This window comes from Silicimonas lutimaris (assembly GCF_047314965.1).
Taxonomy (GTDB): Bacteria; Pseudomonadota; Alphaproteobacteria; order Rhodobacterales; family Rhodobacteraceae; genus JAVJUV01.
Genome location: NZ_JBLBVK010000054.1, coordinates 85482 through 105006 on the forward strand (window position 1 = coordinate 85482; position 19525 = coordinate 105006).

The 19525-nt window shown below is 61.9% G+C and carries 21 protein-coding genes; 10 read left to right on the plus strand and 11 right to left on the minus strand.

Annotated features, from left to right (window positions below; translation table 11 throughout):
- Positions 1-21 precede the first annotated feature (21 nt).
- Entirely contained in the window at positions 22-1221 is a 1200-nt protein-coding gene (locus ACKLNI_RS15270) for a mandelate racemase/muconate lactonizing enzyme family protein (RefSeq protein WP_413719946.1), read from the plus strand.
- Between the two features lie 3 nt (positions 1222-1224).
- On the opposite strand, the gene ACKLNI_RS15275 is transcribed toward ACKLNI_RS15270, so the two are convergent.
- The 5 genes from ACKLNI_RS15275 to ACKLNI_RS15295 all read right to left on the minus strand — a co-directional run bounded on the left by ACKLNI_RS15275 (position 1225) and on the right by ACKLNI_RS15295 (position 4660).
- Positions 1225-1926 (minus strand): RlmE family RNA methyltransferase, encoded by a 702-nt coding sequence (locus ACKLNI_RS15275; RefSeq protein ID WP_413719947.1) that lies wholly within the window; start codon positions 1924-1926, stop codon positions 1225-1227.
- Between the two features lie 50 nt (positions 1927-1976).
- Positions 1977-2555 (minus strand): lytic transglycosylase domain-containing protein, encoded by a 579-nt coding sequence (locus ACKLNI_RS15280; RefSeq protein WP_413719948.1) that lies wholly within the window; start codon positions 2553-2555, stop codon positions 1977-1979.
- Positions 2556-2679: 124 nt separating this feature from the next.
- A complete protein-coding gene (gene gap / locus ACKLNI_RS15285) occupies positions 2680-3684 on the minus strand; it encodes a type I glyceraldehyde-3-phosphate dehydrogenase (RefSeq protein WP_413719949.1) in 1005 nt (334 codons plus the stop codon).
- A gap of 25 nt (positions 3685-3709) precedes the next feature.
- Positions 3710-3850 carry a hypothetical protein gene (locus tag ACKLNI_RS15290; RefSeq protein ID WP_413719950.1) on the minus strand — a complete coding sequence of 47 codons (141 nt, stop codon included), beginning with the start codon at positions 3848-3850 and terminating at the stop codon, positions 3710-3712.
- Positions 3851-4210: 360 nt separating this feature from the next.
- Positions 4211-4660: a hypothetical protein gene (locus ACKLNI_RS15295; RefSeq protein ID WP_413719951.1), complete on the minus strand. Its 450-nt coding sequence runs from the start codon at positions 4658-4660 to the stop codon at positions 4211-4213.
- A gap of 213 nt (positions 4661-4873) precedes the next feature.
- Here ACKLNI_RS15295 and ACKLNI_RS15300 point away from each other — a divergent pair, with 213 nt between their 5' ends.
- The 3 genes from ACKLNI_RS15300 (at position 4874) to ACKLNI_RS15310 (ending at position 9888) form a co-directional block, all read left to right on the plus strand.
- Positions 4874-6817, plus strand: a complete 1944-nt coding sequence (locus tag ACKLNI_RS15300) for a hypothetical protein (RefSeq protein ID WP_413719952.1) — start codon at positions 4874-4876, stop codon at positions 6815-6817.
- Entirely contained in the window at positions 6814-8082 is a 1269-nt protein-coding gene (locus tag ACKLNI_RS15305) for an AfsR/SARP family transcriptional regulator (RefSeq protein WP_413719953.1), read from the plus strand. The genes ACKLNI_RS15300 and ACKLNI_RS15305 overlap by 4 nt, the downstream gene beginning before the upstream one ends.
- A gap of 282 nt (positions 8083-8364) precedes the next feature.
- The gene (locus ACKLNI_RS15310) at positions 8365-9888 is read left to right on the plus strand and encodes an SGNH/GDSL hydrolase family protein (RefSeq protein WP_413719954.1); all 1524 of its coding nucleotides are present in this window, start codon (positions 8365-8367) and stop codon (positions 9886-9888) included.
- A gap of 133 nt (positions 9889-10021) precedes the next feature.
- On the opposite strand, the gene ACKLNI_RS15315 is transcribed toward ACKLNI_RS15310, so the two are convergent.
- Positions 10022-11098, minus strand: coding sequence for an Mrp/NBP35 family ATP-binding protein (locus tag ACKLNI_RS15315; RefSeq protein ID WP_413719955.1), 1077 nt, complete (start codon positions 11096-11098; stop codon positions 10022-10024).
- Positions 11099-11332: 234 nt separating this feature from the next.
- Between ACKLNI_RS15315 and ACKLNI_RS15320 the strand changes: the two genes are divergently transcribed.
- Positions 11333-11548: a DUF1127 domain-containing protein gene (locus tag ACKLNI_RS15320; protein WP_413719956.1), complete on the plus strand. Its 216-nt coding sequence runs from the start codon at positions 11333-11335 to the stop codon at positions 11546-11548.
- 343 nt (positions 11549-11891) lie between these two features.
- On the opposite strand, the gene ACKLNI_RS15325 is transcribed toward ACKLNI_RS15320, so the two are convergent.
- Complete coding sequence (locus tag ACKLNI_RS15325; protein ID WP_413719957.1) at positions 11892-12593, minus strand: FG-GAP repeat domain-containing protein; 702 nt, start codon at positions 12591-12593, stop codon at positions 11892-11894.
- Entirely contained in the window at positions 12593-12916 is a 324-nt protein-coding gene (locus ACKLNI_RS15330) for a 2Fe-2S iron-sulfur cluster-binding protein (protein WP_413719958.1), read from the minus strand. The genes ACKLNI_RS15325 and ACKLNI_RS15330 overlap by 1 nt, the downstream gene beginning before the upstream one ends.
- A 120-nt stretch (positions 12917-13036) precedes the next feature.
- On the opposite strand from ACKLNI_RS15330, the gene ACKLNI_RS15335 reads away from it, so the two are divergent.
- The 5 genes from ACKLNI_RS15335 to ACKLNI_RS15355 all read left to right on the plus strand — a co-directional run bounded on the left by ACKLNI_RS15335 (position 13037) and on the right by ACKLNI_RS15355 (position 15964).
- Positions 13037-13414: an OB-fold nucleic acid binding domain-containing protein gene (locus ACKLNI_RS15335; protein ID WP_413719959.1), complete on the plus strand. Its 378-nt coding sequence runs from the start codon at positions 13037-13039 to the stop codon at positions 13412-13414.
- Positions 13415-13472: 58 nt separating this feature from the next.
- Positions 13473-14075, plus strand: a complete 603-nt coding sequence (locus ACKLNI_RS15340) for a hypothetical protein (RefSeq protein WP_413719960.1) — start codon at positions 13473-13475, stop codon at positions 14073-14075.
- 109 nt (positions 14076-14184) lie between these two features.
- Positions 14185-15576, plus strand: a complete 1392-nt coding sequence (gene fumC / locus ACKLNI_RS15345) for a class II fumarate hydratase (protein WP_413719961.1) — start codon at positions 14185-14187, stop codon at positions 15574-15576.
- Positions 15573-15749 carry a DUF4169 family protein gene (locus ACKLNI_RS15350; protein ID WP_413719962.1) on the plus strand — a complete coding sequence of 59 codons (177 nt, stop codon included), beginning with the start codon at positions 15573-15575 and terminating at the stop codon, positions 15747-15749. The genes fumC and ACKLNI_RS15350 overlap by 4 nt, the downstream gene beginning before the upstream one ends.
- Positions 15746-15964, plus strand: coding sequence for a ribbon-helix-helix domain-containing protein (locus ACKLNI_RS15355; RefSeq protein ID WP_413720068.1), 219 nt, complete (start codon positions 15746-15748; stop codon positions 15962-15964). The genes ACKLNI_RS15350 and ACKLNI_RS15355 overlap by 4 nt, the downstream gene beginning before the upstream one ends.
- 8 nt (positions 15965-15972) lie before the next feature.
- Here ACKLNI_RS15355 and ACKLNI_RS15360 read toward each other — a convergent pair whose 3' ends face one another.
- From ACKLNI_RS15360 to ACKLNI_RS15370, 3 genes are all read right to left on the minus strand, one after another.
- Positions 15973-17301 (minus strand): cytochrome P450, encoded by a 1329-nt coding sequence (locus tag ACKLNI_RS15360; RefSeq protein WP_413719963.1) that lies wholly within the window; start codon positions 17299-17301, stop codon positions 15973-15975.
- Positions 17298-18584 (minus strand): hypothetical protein, encoded by a 1287-nt coding sequence (locus tag ACKLNI_RS15365; protein ID WP_413719964.1) that lies wholly within the window; start codon positions 18582-18584, stop codon positions 17298-17300. Before ACKLNI_RS15365 ends, ACKLNI_RS15360 begins: the two co-directional genes overlap by 4 nt.
- 105 nt (positions 18585-18689) lie before the next feature.
- On the minus strand, positions 18690-19445 hold the full coding sequence (locus ACKLNI_RS15370) for a cytochrome c biogenesis CcdA family protein (protein ID WP_413719965.1): 756 nt from the start codon (positions 19443-19445) through the stop codon (positions 18690-18692).
- Positions 19446-19525 lie beyond the last annotated feature (80 nt).

Sequence of the window (19525 nt, forward strand, 5' to 3'; positions counted from 1 at the left end):
GACGGGCAAAGGGAGGCCAGAATGAAAATCACGCGACTGGAAACCGTCCGCATCTCGGAACGTCCGAACCTCCTTTGGGTCCTCGTCCACACCGACGAGGGTCTGACGGGCCTCGGCGAAACCTTCTTTCATGCGAAGACCGTCGAAGCCTATGTCCACGAGGTCATGGCCCCCCGCGTCATCGGCCGGAACCCGCTCGAGATCGATGCACTCTCGCGCGACCTGACCGGCATTCTCGGCTTTCGCTCCACCGGGGTCGAGATGCGCGGGAATTCCGCCTTCGACATCGCGCTCTGGGATCTCTTCGGCAAGGCCGCAGGTATGCCTGTGGCGCAGATGCTGGGGGGGTTCACTCGCTCCGAGATCCGCACCTACAACACCTGCGCGGGAACCGACTACATCAAGACCACCGAAGGACAGGTCTCGTCGAACTATGGCACGGGCGTCGAAGACCTGAACGATCTCGACGCCTTCCTGCACCGCGCCGATGAACTGGCCCTGTCACTTTTGGACGAGGGCATCACGGCCATGAAAATCTGGCCCTTCGACATCCCTGCCGAGAAGACGAACGGCACCTACATCTCCGTCCCTGACCTCAAGGCCGCGCTGGTGCCCTTCGAGAAAATCCGCCGCGCCGTCGGCGACAAGATGGACATCATGGTCGAGTTCCACTCGATGTGGCAGCTTCTGCCCGCGATGCAGATCGCGAAGGCACTGGAGCCCTTCGGCACCTTCTGGCACGAGGACCCGATCAAGATGGACAGCCTCGCGAGCCTCAAGCGCTATGCCCAGGCCTCGCCCGCGCCGATCTGCGCCTCCGAGACGCTGGGCGGGCGCGCCGCCTTCCGAGACCTTCTTGAAACCGACGTGGCGGGCGTGGTGATGCTGGATCTCAGCTGGTGCGGTGGCATCTCCGAGGCCCGTAAGATCGCGTCGATGGCCGAGACCTGGCACCTGCCCGTCGCGCCCCACGACTGCACAGGACCATTGGTTCTCGGCGCCTCGACGCATCTTTCGCTGAACGCACCGAACGCGATGTTCCAGGAAAGCGTACGCGCCTTCTACCGCACCTGGTACCGCGATCTGGTCACCGCGCTCCCCGAGGTGAAAAACGGGATGATCACCGTTCCACCCGGCCCCGGCCTCGGGATGGAACTCAACCCCGACCTCGACCGTGCTTTCACCGTCTCGAGACAGGTCAGCGACAAAGCCGAGTTCTAGGGATCAGCCCCGAAACCCCGTCGCAACCACGAATTTTTCCGAGGAATCCGACCGCGAGGCAGGCGGCTTGACATTCGCGACCTTGTCGAAACGCTGCTTCAGAAGCGCCTGAAGCCCGCCTTCGGCGCCTCCGGCAAGCACTTTTGCAACAAATGTGCCGCCCTCTTCCAGAACGTCGAAGGCCAGTTCGGCCGCGGCCTCGCACAGGGCGACGATCCGCAGGTGATCGGTCTGCTTGTGCCCCGAGGACGCGGCCGCCATGTCAGACATGACCACGTCGGCCTTGCCACCCAACCACGCCTTCACCTTTTCGTCCGCACCATCTTCCATGAAATCGAGCTGGTGAATCTCGGCCCCCGGAATCGGGTCCACTTCCTGCAGGTCGATGCCCAGAACCGTGCCGACCGCCTTGCCCTTTTTCTCGCCCAGCGCATTTACCCGGCTCACCGCCATCTGGCACCAGCCGCCTGGTGCGCACCCCAGGTCAACCACTCGCGCACCCGGCACGAGGAAACGGAACTTGTCGTCGAGTTCGAGGATCTTGAAGGCCGCGCGGCCTCGATAGCCTTCGGCCTTGGCGCGGCGCACATAGGGGTCGTTCAGCTGGCGCTCAAGCCACCGGGTCGACGAAAGCTTGCGCCCTCTCGCCGATTTCACCTTCACGCGAAGATCGCGCTCTCCCCTGCCGCTTGATTTCCGTACCATCAGGCTTCTGTGCCTTGGAGCCGCGGGCTTTGCAAGTGGCCGCGCGGCGCTCAGCGCCCGAGTATGGCCGTCACATAGCCCCGCGTCTCGCGATAGGGCGGGATGCCGCCATGCTTCCGGACCGCCTCGGGACCTGCGTTATAGGCCGCCAGCGCCAGCCGCCAGTCGCCGAAGGTGCGGTACTGTTCGGCCAGGTACCGCGCGCCGCCGTCCAGGTTCTGCTGCGGATCGTTCGGATCGACGCCCAACAGCCGCGCCGTTCCCGGCATCAGTTGAGCGAGACCCAACGCGCCCTTGTGTGAGCGCGCCCGCGGGTTCCAGCCCGATTCCTGCTGTACAAGCCGCAGAAACAGGTCCTCGGGGATCCCGTAACGCCGCGCGGCATCCCTGGCCGCTTGCAGATACTGCCCGCGGTAGCGCCCGGCGAATTTCGGGATCGACCCCGGCGTTCCCGGCACCCGGATCGCATCCGGTTGATAGCGGATCGAATTAGCGTATTGCTTAGCGGCCCGGCTATCCAGAACCGAGGTCTGCTTGGCGAAGAGCTGCTGGCGCGCCTTCGACGTGACGGACTCTGCCGTCACCGGCCCTGCGAGAAGGCAGAAACATGCAATCAGGAAACGAAACATCGGCCCCCCGTTCGTCTTTCCCTTTGCGAACCTAGGGAATTTGCATGATTCGTCCAAGAGGACCAATCCGCAATCGAAAAGGCCCGCCAATTGGCGGGCCTTCCGAAACGTCTCTCAAGCAACCTCAGATCAGCTTGCCCATCGCGACAGCGGTGTCACTCATGCGGTTCGAGAAGCCCCATTCGTTGTCGTACCAGGTCAGGATACGCACCATGTTGCCGTCCATAACCTTGGTCTGGTCCATGTGGAACACGCTCGAATGCGGGTCATGGTTGAAATCGCCCGAAACCAGAGGCTCATCGGTGTAGCCGAGGATTCCCTTCAGCGGACCTTTCTTTGCGGCGGCCTTGATCGCCTCGTTGACCTCTTCGACGGTGGTCTTCTTCGCCGACTCGAAGGTCAGGTCCACGACCGACACGTTCGGCGTCGGCACCCGGATCGCGACGCCGTCCAGCTTGCCTTTCAGTTCCGGCAGCACCAGGCCCACGGCCTTCGCCGCGCCCGTCGAGGTCGGGATCATGTTCAGCGCCGCGGCGCGCGCGCGGTAGAGGTCCTTGTGCATCGTATCCAGCGTGGGCTGGTCGCCCGTGTAGCTGTGGATCGTCGTCATGAAGCCCTTCTTGATGCCGATCGCGTCGTTCAGAACCTTGGCCACCGGGCTCAGACAGTTCGTCGTGCAGGACGCGTTCGAGACGACGACGTCGGTCTTCTTCAGCGTTCCGTGGTTCACACCATAAACGATCGTGGCATCGGCATCGGTGCCCGGCGCCGATATCAGCACCCGCTTGGAGCCGTTTTCCAGATGGGCCTGGCATTTCTCCTTAGAGGTGAAAATGCCGGTGCATTCCATCACCACGTCGACGTCCGACCAAGGCAGATCGGCGGGGTTGCGGATTGCCGAAACGGTCATCTTCCCGCGACCGACATCGATCCAGTCCTTGCCGGATTTCACCTTGACCGGAAAGCGGCCGTGCACACTGTCATAACGCAAAAGATGGGCGTTGGTCTCGACCGGGCCCAGGTCGTTGATGGCAACGACCTCGACATCGGTGCGGCCCGATTCAATGATTGCCCGCAGAACATTGCGGCCGATGCGTCCAAATCCATTGATGGCGACTTTAACTGCCAAGGGTACTCTCCTTTGGTTCGTGTCCCTATCGCCAGAAGGCGACGAGACGGATCAACTCCAGAAACTTGCGGCCCAGAACTACGCCCCATCCCAGACCAAGCGCGTAATCAAGCGCAAGGAACGCGAGGATGAAGGCGCCAAGGCCAAGTGCGATCCGGTTTGTCATCGCGCGCCTTATGGCAAGAAGTGGCGCTTTGGGAAAGAGGGAAGAATGCTCGGCCCTTTCAGGGAAGCGCGGCAATGCCGCGCAAGCAACCCGACAAAGGCCTCCCGTTTGGTTACTGGATTCCGAAGGCCTACTACAGGCGGTTATATCCGGCCGGATTGAGGGGTCATTGACGACGTATCCAAAACCGTTGGAGTCCCCACGGATATTCTCAAGTGGCATGGAACTCCCGGAAGGTAACGACCTGCCATTTTTCAACCGTTCGATCTGGCGACTGAACAATCCGTTTCAGCAAGTTTGTCGCCCGCAGAGGTCCACCGCGTCAGGGTCCGGGGCCAGGCCCCGCCCCGAACTGCGGCGTCACAAATCGCCAAGGAGTGTCCGCAGGTGCCGCTGCGACACCGGCATCTTCGCACCGCTCCTGAATGCCAGCCAAAGATAATGAAGCGGTTGCCCTGAATAGCGCGCCGGCATGTCTTCGAGCTCTCTGTCCCGCGGCCAGTTCGTCCCGGCATAGCGCTCCGAAAGCCGCGCAATCTGACGCGCCCTTTGCGATACGCTGCCTTCCGGCAAATGAGCGCGCGCCAGATCGCGCAGGGCCTCGTCGCGCACCCTGATGGCGCGTTCGCGCCACCACGGGATTCCCCCGTGGTCCTGACGAATGCCAAAAGCCTCGTTCAGCGTCTTGCAGCCATTTTCCAGGAAACGCTCCAGCGATTGCGCCAGCCAGTCCCTCAACTCTTCCGGCATCGGCTCTCCACCGGCACATACCCGGCAGACCTCATCCAGTGCCTGTATCGGATTCCGCATATCACCCTCCAATCTACAACTTTATGAAATTATTACACAAAATGCGTTTCACGGTCGTTTCTGACGGCGTTCTGACGGCGTCAATTGACGCGTCAAAAACCGTCATCGGCGTCAAGTTCCGTTTTTAATCGCGGAAATTCATGTTTCTTTGCTTGGCCACGAGTCATTACTATTCTCTTATGTATCCGCAGCGGGCATGCAGGGGACGACGGGTTGAGCGGATCACATCAAGAAGTATGGCGTCTGTATGGCGACCTTACCCTTCCCTTCGAAGGGCGCGAGCTGATGCGCGAGTTGGGGGCCAAACAGATCGCCCTTCTGGTCATGCTGATCATCTCCGGTCGACCGGTTCCACGCGAGGAACTCGCGCTTCTCCTTTGGCCGGGTTCAGCGCCGCAATCCGCGCGCCAGAATCTGCGCCAGGCGCTGTTCGCGCTCCGCAAGACGCTCGGTCAGCGGGCCAGCGAGATTCTCGTGGCCGACTCTCACAGCGTGCGCTTCGACAAGGATGCGCTAAGGATCGACTTCAGCAGAATGCAGGACATCGCGGCAGGAAGCGATTTCGAGATCGCCGAGGTGGTTGATCTTTGCCGTGGACCGCTCCTCGAGAACCTTGCAGGCATATCTCCGAAATTCGACGAGCAGCTTGCGACGTGGCGGCAGGAGGCCGCGATTGTCGCCGATGCCGCGATCGGCCGAGCCATGTCTCGTGCGCGCCCTGTCGAAGTGCAGCAATTGAACGAGAAGCGCAGGCTCTACGCCAGCTTCGACACCTCAGGCGGCGGTGCACCTGCGTCGAATACCCGGCCTGAAACCACCCCATCGCAACCGGCGCGAAAAGGCTCCTGGAGGCGGTCATTCATTACGCTGGCGCTTGGCCTCGGGCTTGGAACGGCCCTTGTCTTCGGGACGTTTACCGTATCGCGTGACTTCCGCGCGTGGATGCGGGCGAACCTGCTCGGTCATCAGGTCGACGCGCCAAGCATCGCCGTCCGCCCATTCCGCGCCGCGAACGACAGTCAAGTCGAAAGAAACCTCGCCGGAGGCGTAACCGTTGGCGTCACCTACGGCCTCTACACAGTGGCAGCCCGGGACCTGTTCGTCGTCACCGTGCCAGCCAACGCGGACGATTTCGATGCAATCAATGCGGCCGAATACGCCGCCGAACTGGGCGTGCGCTACTTGATTTCCGGCGCGGTCGAACACGATGCGGGAAGCGTCCGGGTCTTCGTCACCTGCTTCGATGCCGAAACAGGGCACGACATCTGGCAGAACCGGTTTACCAGCCCGGTGACCGAGGCCTTCCAGCTTCAGGACGACATCACCCTTCGTATCCTGCAGGGGCTCGAGATCGATATCAGCTCGGCGGAACGAAACCGCATCCAGTATCTCGAGGATACCGAAAACCTGGAAGCTTGGCTTTTTGCCGTGAAAGGCGTGAGCGAACTCATACAGCTTACTCCCAGCAAGCTCGAAGATGCATACGAGTCCTACCGAACCGCCCTCCGAATCGACCCCGATTACATCAGCGCCCGTCGCGGCGTTGTCTGGCATGCCCTTCTCGAGGTGCGCTTCGGGCTGGCCGACGATCCGGCGGCGTCGATCCAGGAAGCCCGGAACCACCTCGATGTCATCATGCGCCACGACGCCGAAAACGGGATGAGCAAGGCAATCGAAGGCCTGTTGCTTCTACTCGAAGGCACATGGGACGCGGCGGTCAAGGCGGGTGAAACGGCATCCAGCCTGCTTCCGGGCTCGGCCGACGTCTGGGCCGTTTTGGCACACACCTACACCTTCACCGGAGAGCCGCGCAAAGCGATCGCCGCCATCGACCGGGCCATGACCCTCAGCCCCGGCCATCCCCTGTTCTATCGTTGGATCAAGGCCCGCGCCCTCCGTCAGACAGGCGATATCGAGGCCGCAATCGCGATCCTCGAACAGGACGCTCCGCCAGAGGAGGAAACCCTCGTTCAGATGGTCGAACTTGCGGTTGCCTATTCCGCTGCAGGCCGCCTTGAGGACGCGCGCGCCGTGGCACAAAGAATCCGTGCCAGAGCGCCGGACTTCTCCGCATCGAACTGGGTGTCACATCCGGCCATCAAGGATCAGCAAATGCAAAGCCTCGAATTCGAGCTGCTCTCGAAGGCTGGCCTTTGACCGTTCCTCCGGTCAGGCTTCTGACGGGAAGCGAGGTGCAGCTCGGTCCCGACGCGAACGGCATCTCCGGCACCTACGCCGCCGCGCTTTTCGTGGCGCTGGCCCTGGCTCCTGGCGAAACCTTGTCGCGGGAATACCTTGCCACGCTTCTCTGGCCCGATGCCGATCCCGCAAGCGGGCGACAGCGTCTTCGGATGTCACTTCTGAAACTGCGTTCTCAGCTTTCGCCCCAGCTGGCAGGAAGCCTTGCGGCAACAAAGGACGCCATCCGCCTTCAGCTCACCGACGAGGACATTGATCTCCACTTATTCGAACGCCTCGCCCGCTCCGGCGAATCGCCCGACCGGCTGCGCGCGATCGAACTCTACAAGGGCAATCTTCTGGAGCGATTTCCCGAAGTCTCGGAGACTTTCGACGAATTCCTCCGCAGCCGTCGCGCCACATCCCGTGACGCCTTTCTGGCGACCAGCCTGCAGGCGCTGACGGACGCGGCCCGCAACGAAGACGCTGCACGGTTTGAAACGGTCTTCCAAAGAGCGCTGAGCATCGAGCCGACAAACACCGACATTGTCCGGGAGGCCCTGGTATTCTTCGGGGCAAACGGAAGTGCCCGGCGCGTGCTCGACATCTACGACAGGTACGAAATCGCGCTCGGCCGCGATCTCGACGTTCTCCCCGAAGCCTCCATCCGGGATCTGCGCGACCGGATGCGGGCCAAGGCCATCGCGGTATCCGAGCAGAGCTCGGAAGCGGAGACGCCTCTCCCAAAGACCGAACCGGCGGGACCAGGAGCGCCCGTCGGCATCGCCCGCAGCCAGGCTGGCCCCTGGACAGGATACGCCGCATCGATGGCCGCGACGGCCATCGTGGTTCTTCTCACTGTCGGCTTCTATCTCGGCTGGTTCAGCCGGAACGACGGTCCGGTCTTCATGCTCCAGCCACTCGCCTCCGATACGACCGGATGCCGCGACAGCGCCACTGTGCGTTCGTTCGAGCGCGCCAGCCAGGACGCTCTCCTCGCGGTGCCTGGCGCAGCGGTCCTTCTGACGCTCCCACAAGGGCAGGATGCCGGGCGATACGAGAGCCTCCTCCTTGTCGGACGCAGCGTGACCTGCGAAGGCGAAACGGCCCGTGGCTCGATCACCGTGGCGCGCGCCGAATCCGGGGAAGTGCTGATGGTCCGGCGCTACGATCTCCAAACGAACATCAACGGCGCCTTGACGGCAAGGATTGGCACCGACGTTCAGGAGGCGCTCCTCAGATAAACGTCTGCGTGCCTGACAGCCACCGCCCCCGGCGCCGGCGGGTCGGTGCCGCGATCGGTCATGGCGGTTCCCCAGGTTCCCCGTTTCATCCGGTGGCGACGATCCCGACGGTCCCGGCTGACAATCCGAAAGTGCACGATTGTCCGGCCCACCAGGCAAGCGCCCGGCGTGGAGAGGAAATCCGAATGACCTCGGACTTCCCGCAAGTGCGCCGATACTCGCGACAAGGGATGCTGCCGACCGCCCGATGACAGGCGGCTCGCTCGCGAAAGGAGGTGCCCGATGGGACTGAACGATCAATTTGAACTTGTGTACTTCGGAGACAGCCTGACCGATGACGGAAACACCTACGACCTGACGTCGGAAACACTGCACACGGCATATCCGCCGCTGACTTACGGTTATGCTCAGAAATTCACCAACGGGGACACCTACGCACAGGTTGCCGCCGACGCTCTTGGCGCGACCAGCTACAGCAACTACGCCTTCGGCGGCGCCGAAGCCGTCGGATCCCAGACCTTAGAGCGATATGTCCAGGAGAGTGGCCTCGAATACGACGTCAAGGACGAGTCCCTCTTCGACTATGACATCAACCTCGCGGCCCAGGTCGAAAGGTTTCTTGCCGACACCGCTGGCCAGGACCTGTCGAGCCTGACGGCGTCGATCCTCATCGGCGCCAACGACTACCGGAACTTCGCGCCGACAACGAACGACCCATACAAGACGTATCTTGAAGCGGTGACCCTGATTCAGAACGTCGTGACGTCGACGATCACGGCAGCGATGACACTTCTCCAAAGCGGCGTCGGCACGGTTCTGATCAATACCCTGCCCCCTGCCGATTTCTTCCCGTTCATCGAACAACTGCCTCCCGTTCTGCAAGACCTGTCCCGCCAAGGCTTCGCGATGCAGAACCAGGCGCTTGAGGCGGCCGTCGCAGGGCTGGCAGCGCAAGGTGCCGACATTCGCATCGTCGATCTCGAAGCGATGAGCACCGAGATCCTTCTCGATCCATCGACCTTCGGGTTCGTCGCGCCACTGGCCGACTCTGTCCTCATCGACATGAACGGTGATCCTGTCGCCTCGGGCTTTGACCCCGACCAGGTTGCCTTCTTCGACGAGGTGCACCTGACAGACGCTGGGCACGCCATCTGGGGAATGTTCCAGGCGGCAAACCTGACTCACACAGTGACCTTCGGCAGCTTCGGCGCGGATCACATCAACGGTACGGATTCCGACGACCTCGTGCTCGCGGCGTCCGACGACGATACCGTAAGTCTCATGCAAGGAAACGATGTCGGCATCGGCGGTCGGGGTAACGACACAATGTCGGGCGGCAACGGCAATGACATTGTCGCAGGCGGCAGCGGCGGCGATGTGCTCGACGGGGGCAAGGGAGACGACTTTCTCGCCGGCGGAAATGGCGATGACGAGATATACGGTGGCAATGGGGATGATGTCCTGGTCGACGGCCTTGGCAGCGACATGCTTTTCGGTGGCAAGGGCAGCGACATCTTTCTCTTTGCCGAAAACGAACTGATCGGCGGAGCGGCAACCGACGACGATCTCGACATTTTCGACGGAGGCCATGGCCATGACATCCTGTATCTTGCTCTGACATCCGATAGTCGCAGCGCAGTCGAGGATGCCGTGAGCGCGGGCGCTTCCTTCGAGGATGCCCTCGCCTGCATCGGACTCTTGATCACGGGGATCGAAGAAGTGGCCTTCGTCGACAGCAGGATGGACCTCGCCAATGTCGAGGCATCCGCCAATATCGAGGACGCCGATCTCTGGGGCTTTATCTGATCAGGTCCGGTGCGCGCCGGTTCATCGACATCGCAGAAGCGCCGCTTCCGAAAGGGCGCTCCTCCTTCATTCGTCTATGCGGACTCAGATCAAGATCGGCCCCGGGAAAGAGCCGGCGCCGAAACCAAAGTCTCTAACTCATTCCCCCGCCGATCAGGCGCTTGGCAAGGTTCGTATAGGCATCCGCCACCGGCCCGCCCTTCAGCACGACTGGCTCACCGGAGTCCCCGGCGATGCGCACATCAAGCGACAAGGGGATCTCCCCCAGGAACGGCACCCCCAACCGATCCGCCTCCGCCTTGACGCCACCATGGCCGAACAGATGCTCTTCGTGGCCGCAATTGGGGCAAACGTAAGTGGACATATTCTCGATTAGACCCAGAACCGGCGTCTGAAGGTTGCCGAACATATCGATGGCCTTGCGCGCATCCAGTAGCGCCACGTCCTGGGGCGTGGATACCACGATGGCCCCTGTGACCTGCGTCTTCTGGCAAAGCGTCAGCTGCACGTCACCGGTACCGGGCGGCAGATCGATCAGTAGCACATCCAGATCGCCCCATTGGACCTGACCCAGCATCTGCTGAAGCGCTCCCATCAGCATCGGACCGCGCCAGACCACGGCCTTTGCCGGATCAACCATGAATCCGATCGACATCAGCGTCACGCCATGGGCGTGCAGGGGAATGATCGTCTTTCCATCCGGAGACGCCGGGCGTTTGTTTACCCCCATCATGACCGGCTGGCTCGGTCCGTAGATGTCGGCGTCCAGCAACCCGACGCGCCGCCCTTCCCTTGCCAGTGCGACCGCAAGGTTGGACGACACTGTGGATTTCCCGACGCCCCCCTTGCCGGAGCCAATGGCGATGATCCGGTCGACGCCGGACACGGGTTTCGGCCCCCCGTCCTGCGGCTTCGGATGGCCGCCAATTTTCAGAGACGGCGGTTTCGGCGCTGCCGGCGCTGGCCCATGCGCGGTGAGAACCGCCGAAACATGCTCAACGCCCTCCAGCGCGCGCACAGCTGCCTCGGCTTGGCTCCGCGCAGCTTCAAGCAATCTCGCCGCGTCCGCGCTTTCGGCTTCGATCACGAATCGGACCGTAGAGCCCTCTATCTGTATGGCCCGCACCAAATCGCGCGACACCAGATCACCGCCTCCGGGGCAGTCGACCGACTTCAGCCTGTCAAGGACACGTTCGCGTGAAATCGTCATTTTCTGACCCCTTTGCCACCTACCGGCCACTAATTGAGGCGGCAATCCGCCAATGGCAAGTCCGGGAAGCGCATTTGCCCAAAACACGTGCACTCTGCTAACATTATCCGTTTTTAACCATGCTCTTGCTGCATAGCAGCATTGCTTAGCTGTCCATTGTGCATCTGCAGCAAAGCCCTATCTTGAAGATCGAAGCAGTCAACAGGGCTTCTTGAGCCACGAAGGACAAATGCAATGAGTACGTTTGACGAAGTAAACAATGTTCGCCCCGCCATCAACAATAGCATTGGCGGCTATATCAGCGGCGTTTCCGCCCGTTTCGCGCAGTACCGCACGTACCGCAGGACACTTGAGGAACTCCAGTCGATGACGGATCGCGAACTCACTGATCTTGGCATCTCGCGCCACTCTGTGCGTTCGATCGCCTACCGCGCCGCATACGGCGGGTAACAGAATTCTGATCGGGCAACCCATCCTCCTCCCTTGGGTTTCCTGACAAGAGCGGCGGCACCTTCCTCCTCCCTGGTGTCGCCGCACGTAAATCGGGTCAGAGCTTCACGAAGTTCGATCCAACATTTTCAAAGGCCCTCCTCCTCCCTTGGGTCTTTGATTAGAGCGGCGGCACCTTCCTCCTCCCTGGTGCTGCCGCACGTAACAAGGACCGGGTCCGCAGGACCGGTCACCCGATACAGAGGCCCTCCTCCTCCCTTGGGCGTCTGAAAACGGCGGCGGCACCTTCCTCCTCCCTGGTGCCGCCGCTATTTTTTTGCGCAGCACACTGGATCAGATGCCGTCAGATCCGGCAGGCCATCGCCTTCGCGAATGTCTCGCGGCCTTCATGTGGCGCAAGGACCTGCGTCGCGAAAGACGCGCCATCGAACTTTACAGCAAGCACCTCCGACCAATCCGCGGTGGCGACGATCATTTCCGGACCCTGACCGCACTCGCGAATGCCCCCAGCGATGTCCGTTTCTCCGATACGGTGGTTGGTAACCCCTTCCAGCGACGCGACAATCCGCAAGGTCTTTCCGTCGCGGCGCAGGATCAGCAAAGTCTTGGCAAGGTGCGGGCGGTCGACATAAGCAAATTCGACCTCCCCGTCTCCGTCCAGATCGGCCGCCCCCAGACCGACAGGAGCCAGCCATCGGTTCGTTCGTCCAATGAAGTCGTTTGCGGCCACAAGACCTTCGGTATCATAAACGGACAGCCGGGCGCCCAGCGTGACATCCGTCTCGACCGCGATCACCTCGCTATCCCCGTCACCATCGACGTCCACCAGTCGCGGTTCCGTATCCTCGAACACCCGCGTTTCTGGCAACCTGACCCTAAAGACCTGCCCCGAGGCGGCCTCCATGATCAGCGCGCCCCATTCCACGGCATCCCCGAGGATCCCGTGTGCATATCGGGACGTCGGTTCTTCGTAGCGTGCGGACGCCACACCTTCTGCAGCAACTGGCCAGGCCAGAACGCTCAGGCAGGCCACAAGTCGCAGCATCAAATCTGCTTCTCGGGCATCTGAACCACGAGGCCGTCAAGTGCGTCGGTGACTTTCAGTTGGCAAGTCAGGCGCGAGCGCTTGGGATCGGGCTGAAAGGCAAAATCCAGCATATCCTCTTCCATTGCCTCGACTTCCGGCAATCTGTCGAACCAATCCGGATGGACATAGACATGGCAGGTCGAACAGGCGCAGGCGCCACCGCAGTCAGCCTCGATTCCCGGGATGCCGTTGTCGCGCGCACCTTCCATTACTGTCAGGCCGTTGGCCACCTCGACGACATGCTCTTTGCCGCCATGCTCGATATACGTGATCTTCGCCATGATCGCTCCGTTTACTCTTCGCCGACCTAACTAGTATCGGTCTTGCCGATGGGCCACCCCTTCCCGCACGCAAGGCGAAACAACTTTGCATGATCTGGCAAATGTTCTATATTTGTTCTCATGGAATCCCAGCTTCGCCCCCCCGATTGGCCGCGCCCCCCGGCCTGCCTGCCGCACTCCCTGCTTGCTTTGCCTCCGAATGGCGCGCGGATCGCGGTGGCGGGACTGGTCCTGGTGCGCCAGCGACCGGGCACGGCCAAGGGCGTCATCTTCATCACGCTCGAGGATGAAACCGGCATTTCCAACGTGATCGTCTGGCGCAAGATGTACGAACGCTTCCGTCGCGCCGTCATCGCGGGACGTGCGCTGAAGGTCACGGGCCGGGTACAGCGGGAAAGCGGCGTCACCCATGTCATCGCGGAAGAGATCGAGGATATCTCGTGGATGCTTGACGATCTGATCCGCCCGGCGAAACCCCGCTGCGCGTATCAGCCCTAGTACCGCCACGCCCTGCCCCGGGTTTTGCCACATTTGAACGCCAGTATCGGTGCAAACGATGACGGAGGCAGCAGTGTTCTTTCGCGACCTGAAATTCAAGAAAGGTGCGGCTCTTCAGGTGATGTTGGCCGAAATCCACCTGCCTGTGCGGCTTGGTCATCGCGACGCGGAAAAGACCTTCATCACGCCGTTCACCCAGCAACTTGCAGCCGCAGGACTGGGAACGGTCACCGGCTTCAAGCCGCGCCGCGTACACGAAGACGGAATCGAAGGCCTCGACATATTCGTCGGCCTGACCAATTCGTCGCGCAACGCCCTTGAAACCGTCGCGCGGATGCTGGAACAACTCAGCGCGCCCTATGGCTCATCGGTCCGGCTGTCCGAAACGCCGGGAGACCCCGTCATCTTCGGTGTGACCGAGGGTCTTGAGTTGTCGATCGGAACAGACATTACCCCCGATGCGAACACCCGCAAGGAACTGGTCCAGGCCTGCCGCAGCGCCATCGAGGACCGGGCGGTAAGTCTCGGCTGGGCGCGGCGTGCCGACCGAACTCTGTTCTATTTCTATGGCGAACGCTTCGATGAGATGAAGAAACGTCTCGACAGCGTTCTCGACGAAGATCCCCGTTTCGCCTCTGCCGTTCTGCGCCGAATGGCCTAGCGTCCCCTCCGCAAGCGTCCGGGACACCACATGAGAGCATTTGGCGCAATTGTCATACCGCCGCCTCTTGCCTATAGCTCTCCACGCCAGCCGCGAGGAGAGCTTTTTCATGACCGAGACCCGTACAGAAACCGACAGCTTTGGCCCGCTTGAAGTTCAGGCCGACCGCTACTGGGGCGCTCAGACCCAGCGCAGCCTGATGAACTTCCCCATCGGATGGGAAAAGCAGCCCGTGGCGATCATCCGCGCGCTTGGCGTGATCAAGCAGGCCTGCGCCGAAGCCAACAAGGCCCGCGGAGCGCTCGATGCACGTATCGCAGACGCGATCATTGAGGCGGCATCCGAAGTGGTTGCGGGCAAACTCGACGACCACTTCCCGCTGGTGGTCTGGCAAACCGGCTCGGGCACCCAATCGAACATGAACGCCAACGAGGTGATCTCGAACCGCGCCATCGAGATTCTGGGCGGCGTCATCGGCTCCAAGGACCCTGTGCACCCGAATGACCATTGCAACATGGGCCAGTCCTCTAACGACACTTTCCCGACCGCGATGCACATCGCCGCCGCGACCACGGTCCGCGACGTACTGCTCCCGGGACTGGAGAAACTGGCGGCAGGCCTCGAAGCCAAATCCGAGGAATTCAAGGATATCATCAAGATCGGCCGCACCCATACGCAGGACGCCACCCCGCTGACGCTCGGTCAGGAGTTCTCGGGCTACGCCAAGCAGGTGCGAAACGGGATCGAGCGGATCAAACTGGCGCTTCCCGGCATCTATGAACTGGCCCAGGGCGGCACGGCGGTGGGCACGGGCCTCAACTCGCCTGTCGGCTGGGGTGAAACGGTTGCCGCCAACATGGCGCGCATTGCCGGCCTACCCTTCATCACGGCGCCCAACAAGTTCGAGGCGCTGGCAGCCCATGACGCGATGGTCTTCATGTCGGGCGCGGTCAAGACGGCCGCCATGGCCTGCTACAAGATCGCCAACGACATGCGCTTTCTCGGTTCCGGCCCGCGCTCGGGCCTTGGCGAACTGATCCTGCCCGAGAACGAACCCGGCTCCTCGATCATGCCCGGCAAGGTCAACCCGACCCAGGCCGAGGCGATGACCCAGGTCTGCGCCCATATCCTCGGCAACGACGCCGCGATCGCCTTCGCTGGCAGCCAGGGCCATTTCGAGCTCAACGTCTACAACCCGATGATGGCCTACAACCTGCTGCAATCCATGCAGCTTCTGGGAGACGCCGCAGACAGCTTCACGCTCCGGATGCTCGAAGGCACCAAGGCCAACGAGGAGCGGATCGGTCAGCTGATGCGCGAGAGCCTCATGCTGGTCACAGCTCTCGCGCCCACCATCGGCTATGACAACGCCACCAAGGTCGCCAAGACCGCGCACAAGAACGGCACCACGCTTCGCGAAGAAGCCATCGCGCTCGGTTTCGTCGATGGCGAAACCTTCGACCGGATCGTGCGGCCAGAGGACATGATCGGGCCGAAATGAGCGACATCGTCAATCTGAACAAGGCGCGCAAGGCAAAGGCGCGGGCCACGAAAAAGGCCCGCGCGGATGCGAATGCCGCCAAGTTCGGACGGACGAAGGCTGAAAAGACATTGGAGCAGGCGAAGGCCGACAAGGCCCGCTCCGATCTCGACGGCCATCGCCGCGAGGACTGATGGGGCGGCCCGTCAAACATTCCCTTACGCTGCGCGGCCATCGCACAAGCGTCTCTCTGGAAGAGGAATTCTGGCAGGCCTTCCGCCAGATCGCGTCGGAAAAGGGTCGTCCGATCAACGATCTCGCCGCCGAGATCGACGAGGCGCGCGGCACAGAGACCGGGTTGGCCTCGGCGATCCGGCTCTACGTCCTTCGACACATCCAGAACCGGTAAAGCGCCGCTCAGCGCCGCTCGACCCGCAGCCTGATCCCGTCCCGCGACCGCAACGTCAGATGGGCCACCGGAACCGGGCGATCGGTTACCTCGAACCTGAACCGCGCCATAAGGCTGGCCAGCAGGACAGCGCCCTCGGCCATCGCGAACCCCGCGCCCGGACAAACGCGCGGCCCGGCCGAGTACGGCAGGTATGCTTCGCGCGCGGCCTTTTTCGCGGTCTCTGTCTCCCAACGGGCGGGATCGAACGCGTCGGGGTTATGCCATTGCTCTTCGTGCCGCCCCAAATGCCAGGGCGAGATGACGATCTGCGAGCCGACAGGCACGCTTCTCCTGCGGAATGTCTCTTGGCGTGTGGCCTCACGCACCATCATGGGCACGGGCGGGTAAAGCCGCAGCGTCTCGCGCAGAACATTGCGCGTCGCCGGCATGGACGACAACTGGCCGAAGTCCGGTTCAACCAGAAACTCCGCCGCCTCCCGCGCAACTTCCTCGGCCCACTCCGGGGCTGCCGCAAGGCACCACAGCGCCCAGCCCAACAGCGCCGCGCTGGTCTCGTGACCCGCAAGAAAGAAAATCGCCACCTGGTCGATCATCTCTGTCCCGGAAAAGCCTTCACCGGTTTCGGTGGCCGTGGCCGTCATGATGCGTGTGGCCAGATCATCCGGCGCGGTCCCGGCCTCGATCTCCCGCTGCCGGGTTGCGACCAACTCCGAAATCAAGCCGCGCAGACGTATTGCTGCCTCTCTCGCGGGCTTCGGATGACGAACCGGCAGCCACGGTACAAGTGCAGCGCCCGTCGCAACGGGCTGCACTCGCTGAAAAGCGCGGAACCCGTCATAGGTGTCGGCGGCGAGCGCGTTGTCGATCGGGATCGAGAAAAGCGTGCGAAAGATCACGTCGGCCGTCGCATGGCTGGCCATCGCTTCGACATCCAGCAAACCGGGACCGATGCGCTCGGCCGCCGCCTCGGCCGCCGCGAGCATCTTGGGGAAAGCGTTGCGAATGCGACCTCCCTCGAAAGCCGGATCGATGATCCGGCGCTGACGCTTCCAGGTGTCTCCGTTCGTCACAAAAACCGACTGGCCCAGAAGCGGCTCAAGCCCGCGCGTCACGCGCGTCGATTTGGGAAAGTCGTCGGGCCGCCCGGTCAGCACTTCCCGCACGAGGCCTGGCTCATTGAGAAGGAATGACCGGAAGAACGGCGTCCGGAACTCGGCCATCTTGGCGCGATAGAGGTGATCGGGTTGCGCCGACAGGATATCCTGCCGGAAAAGCCGCCAGTACCGCCAGAGCGAGACGCGGCGCGGACGCCCCACCGGCTTCGGCGGGATCATGTCACGGTCGAGGTGAACCGCGACGCCGGCACGTCGATCCGGTTGCGGGACGGGCGCCGTCCCCGGAACCGCGCTCCCAGCGTCAGCGGACCGGCGGTGATACGGAAATAGTCATAGGCATCCGGGTTGTCGAAGGCGCAAAGATATTGAAAATGCAGGCGGAAATAACGGCGCTTCAGAGCTTTGAAGGTTTCCGGCTTGAGCGTCTTCGAGAATGCCGCCGACAGGATCAGAGGCCATTGCTGCCCGCGCTTCGGCGCGACACCGGAAACCGAAACCGGATCGGAAAGGGCAAACGAGCAGCCGTCTCCCGGAGCCGACACATCGATCCAGGTGATTTCCTCGGCGGTCGACAACAGACGCAGGTCGCGCCGGATGCGCCGCGCATCGGGCAGGAAGCTGACCATCGGGATGACCTGTCCAAGGGTCAGAAGCGACAGGGCCGGCCCTGTTCCCTGGAAGCGCTTCAGTCTCAGAATGTCGGCGACAACCGAAACGGCGAGTTGCGCGCCGCTGGAATGTCCGACGATCAGAACCTCGTCGATATCCTCGCGCAATGCCGCTTCGATCCGGTACCGGAATTCGTGCAAACGCGCCTCGATCTCGTCGGGATAGGCGCCCCGGCGCGACGCCGTGTAGGCATAGTCGTTCATAAGGTAGTAGGCGAACGTCTTATAATCATGCGACTTGAACCATCGCAGACTGGCAACCGTCGCGGGCAGGAACAACGACCAGAAGACAACGGCGCCGACCAACGTCCAGACAAAGCCGGAAGTGTCGGGCGAAAGACCGATCAGGCCGGTCAGAAACTCGCCTCCCCGAAAGGTCAGGTAACCGGCGGTGCCAGCAATCAGGCTGGCGAACAAAACTGCGAGGAAAAGCTGACCCAGCAACATACCCACAGGGTAAAGCGCCGCAAGAACGGGTCCCTTTGCCAGCCAGGACAGGCGGCGCAATGTTCCCGTGGAAAGATAGATCCAGGCGGTACGCACAAGGGCCAGATAGGTCCGCGCAATTCCATCCCGCATCGAAGCGCGAACCAGATCGTGCCAAACAAGGACGTCTATCTTCGTCTGAACCTGCTGGCCTTCCATGTCCGCGCGCACGCGCCAGCCGGTATCCGTCCGGTCAGGCTTCTGCTCGATCCGGTAGCCCGAGATCTTCGCCTGTTTCCGGCTTTCGGTCCGGTACAGTTCTCGATAGCGGCGCGGCGGATGGGGATCGTAGCCGGGGATATAGAATACCCGGCGGCGCGCAACCTTGGACTTTCCCTTCGAGAACATTCGGCGAGACTAGCGTATCATCCTGGGGCCGAGAAGCCTGTTCTTACTTTGGATTCTAACGATCAACGGTGAAATGCACACACAGAAACAATCAGAAATTCCGCTTTATCCAAAGGTCTGCAGCACCGGGAATCTCTCATTCAACCACCAGCTGAAGTCGGTGAACTTACCCGTCAGCATCAAAAGCCCAACGGTCCAGAGCAAAAGCCCCATGGTGCGTTCGATCCGGTCCATATGGCGCTTCATCCAGTTCATCACGCCCGTCATTTTCGGGAAGAAAGCGGCCACCAGAATGAACGGGATACCAAGGCCCAGCGCATATCCGGCAAGAAGCGTGGTTCCGCGTGCGACATCTGCTTCCGAGGCGGCAATAGACAGAATCGCCCCGAGGATCGGGCCGATGCAGGGCGTCCACCCGAAGGCGAAAGCAAGTCCAAGAACATATGCGCCGAAAAGCGAACCTCCCCGGTCTCCCGCATCCAGACGCATCTCGCGGTCCATGAAACCGATCCGGAACACACCGATGAAATGCGCGCCGAACACCATGATCACGATACCGGCGATGGTGACGAACCAGTCCTGGTTCGACAGGAAAAACCGCCCAAAGGCGCTGGCGGTGAAGCCAAGGAACAGGAACACCGTAGAGAGACCCAGCACAAAGAATGCGGCCGCGCCCAGCACACGCCTTCGCGACCTGGTCTCGTCCTTCTGCATCTCCGAAACTGAGATACCGCCCATATACGCAAGGTAAGGTGGCACGATGGGCAGAACACAAGGGCTGAGGAACGAGAGGACACCCGCCGCGACCGCTATGGCGAGCGCGGGCAAAAGGCTTGCGTCGAAAATGTCGATCCCGAACATAGGTCTGTTCCTTACCGCCTGCTTTCCACATAGGCGATCAGCCTGCCCGCGTCACGGGCAGGCGTGCTCACATCTCGGTG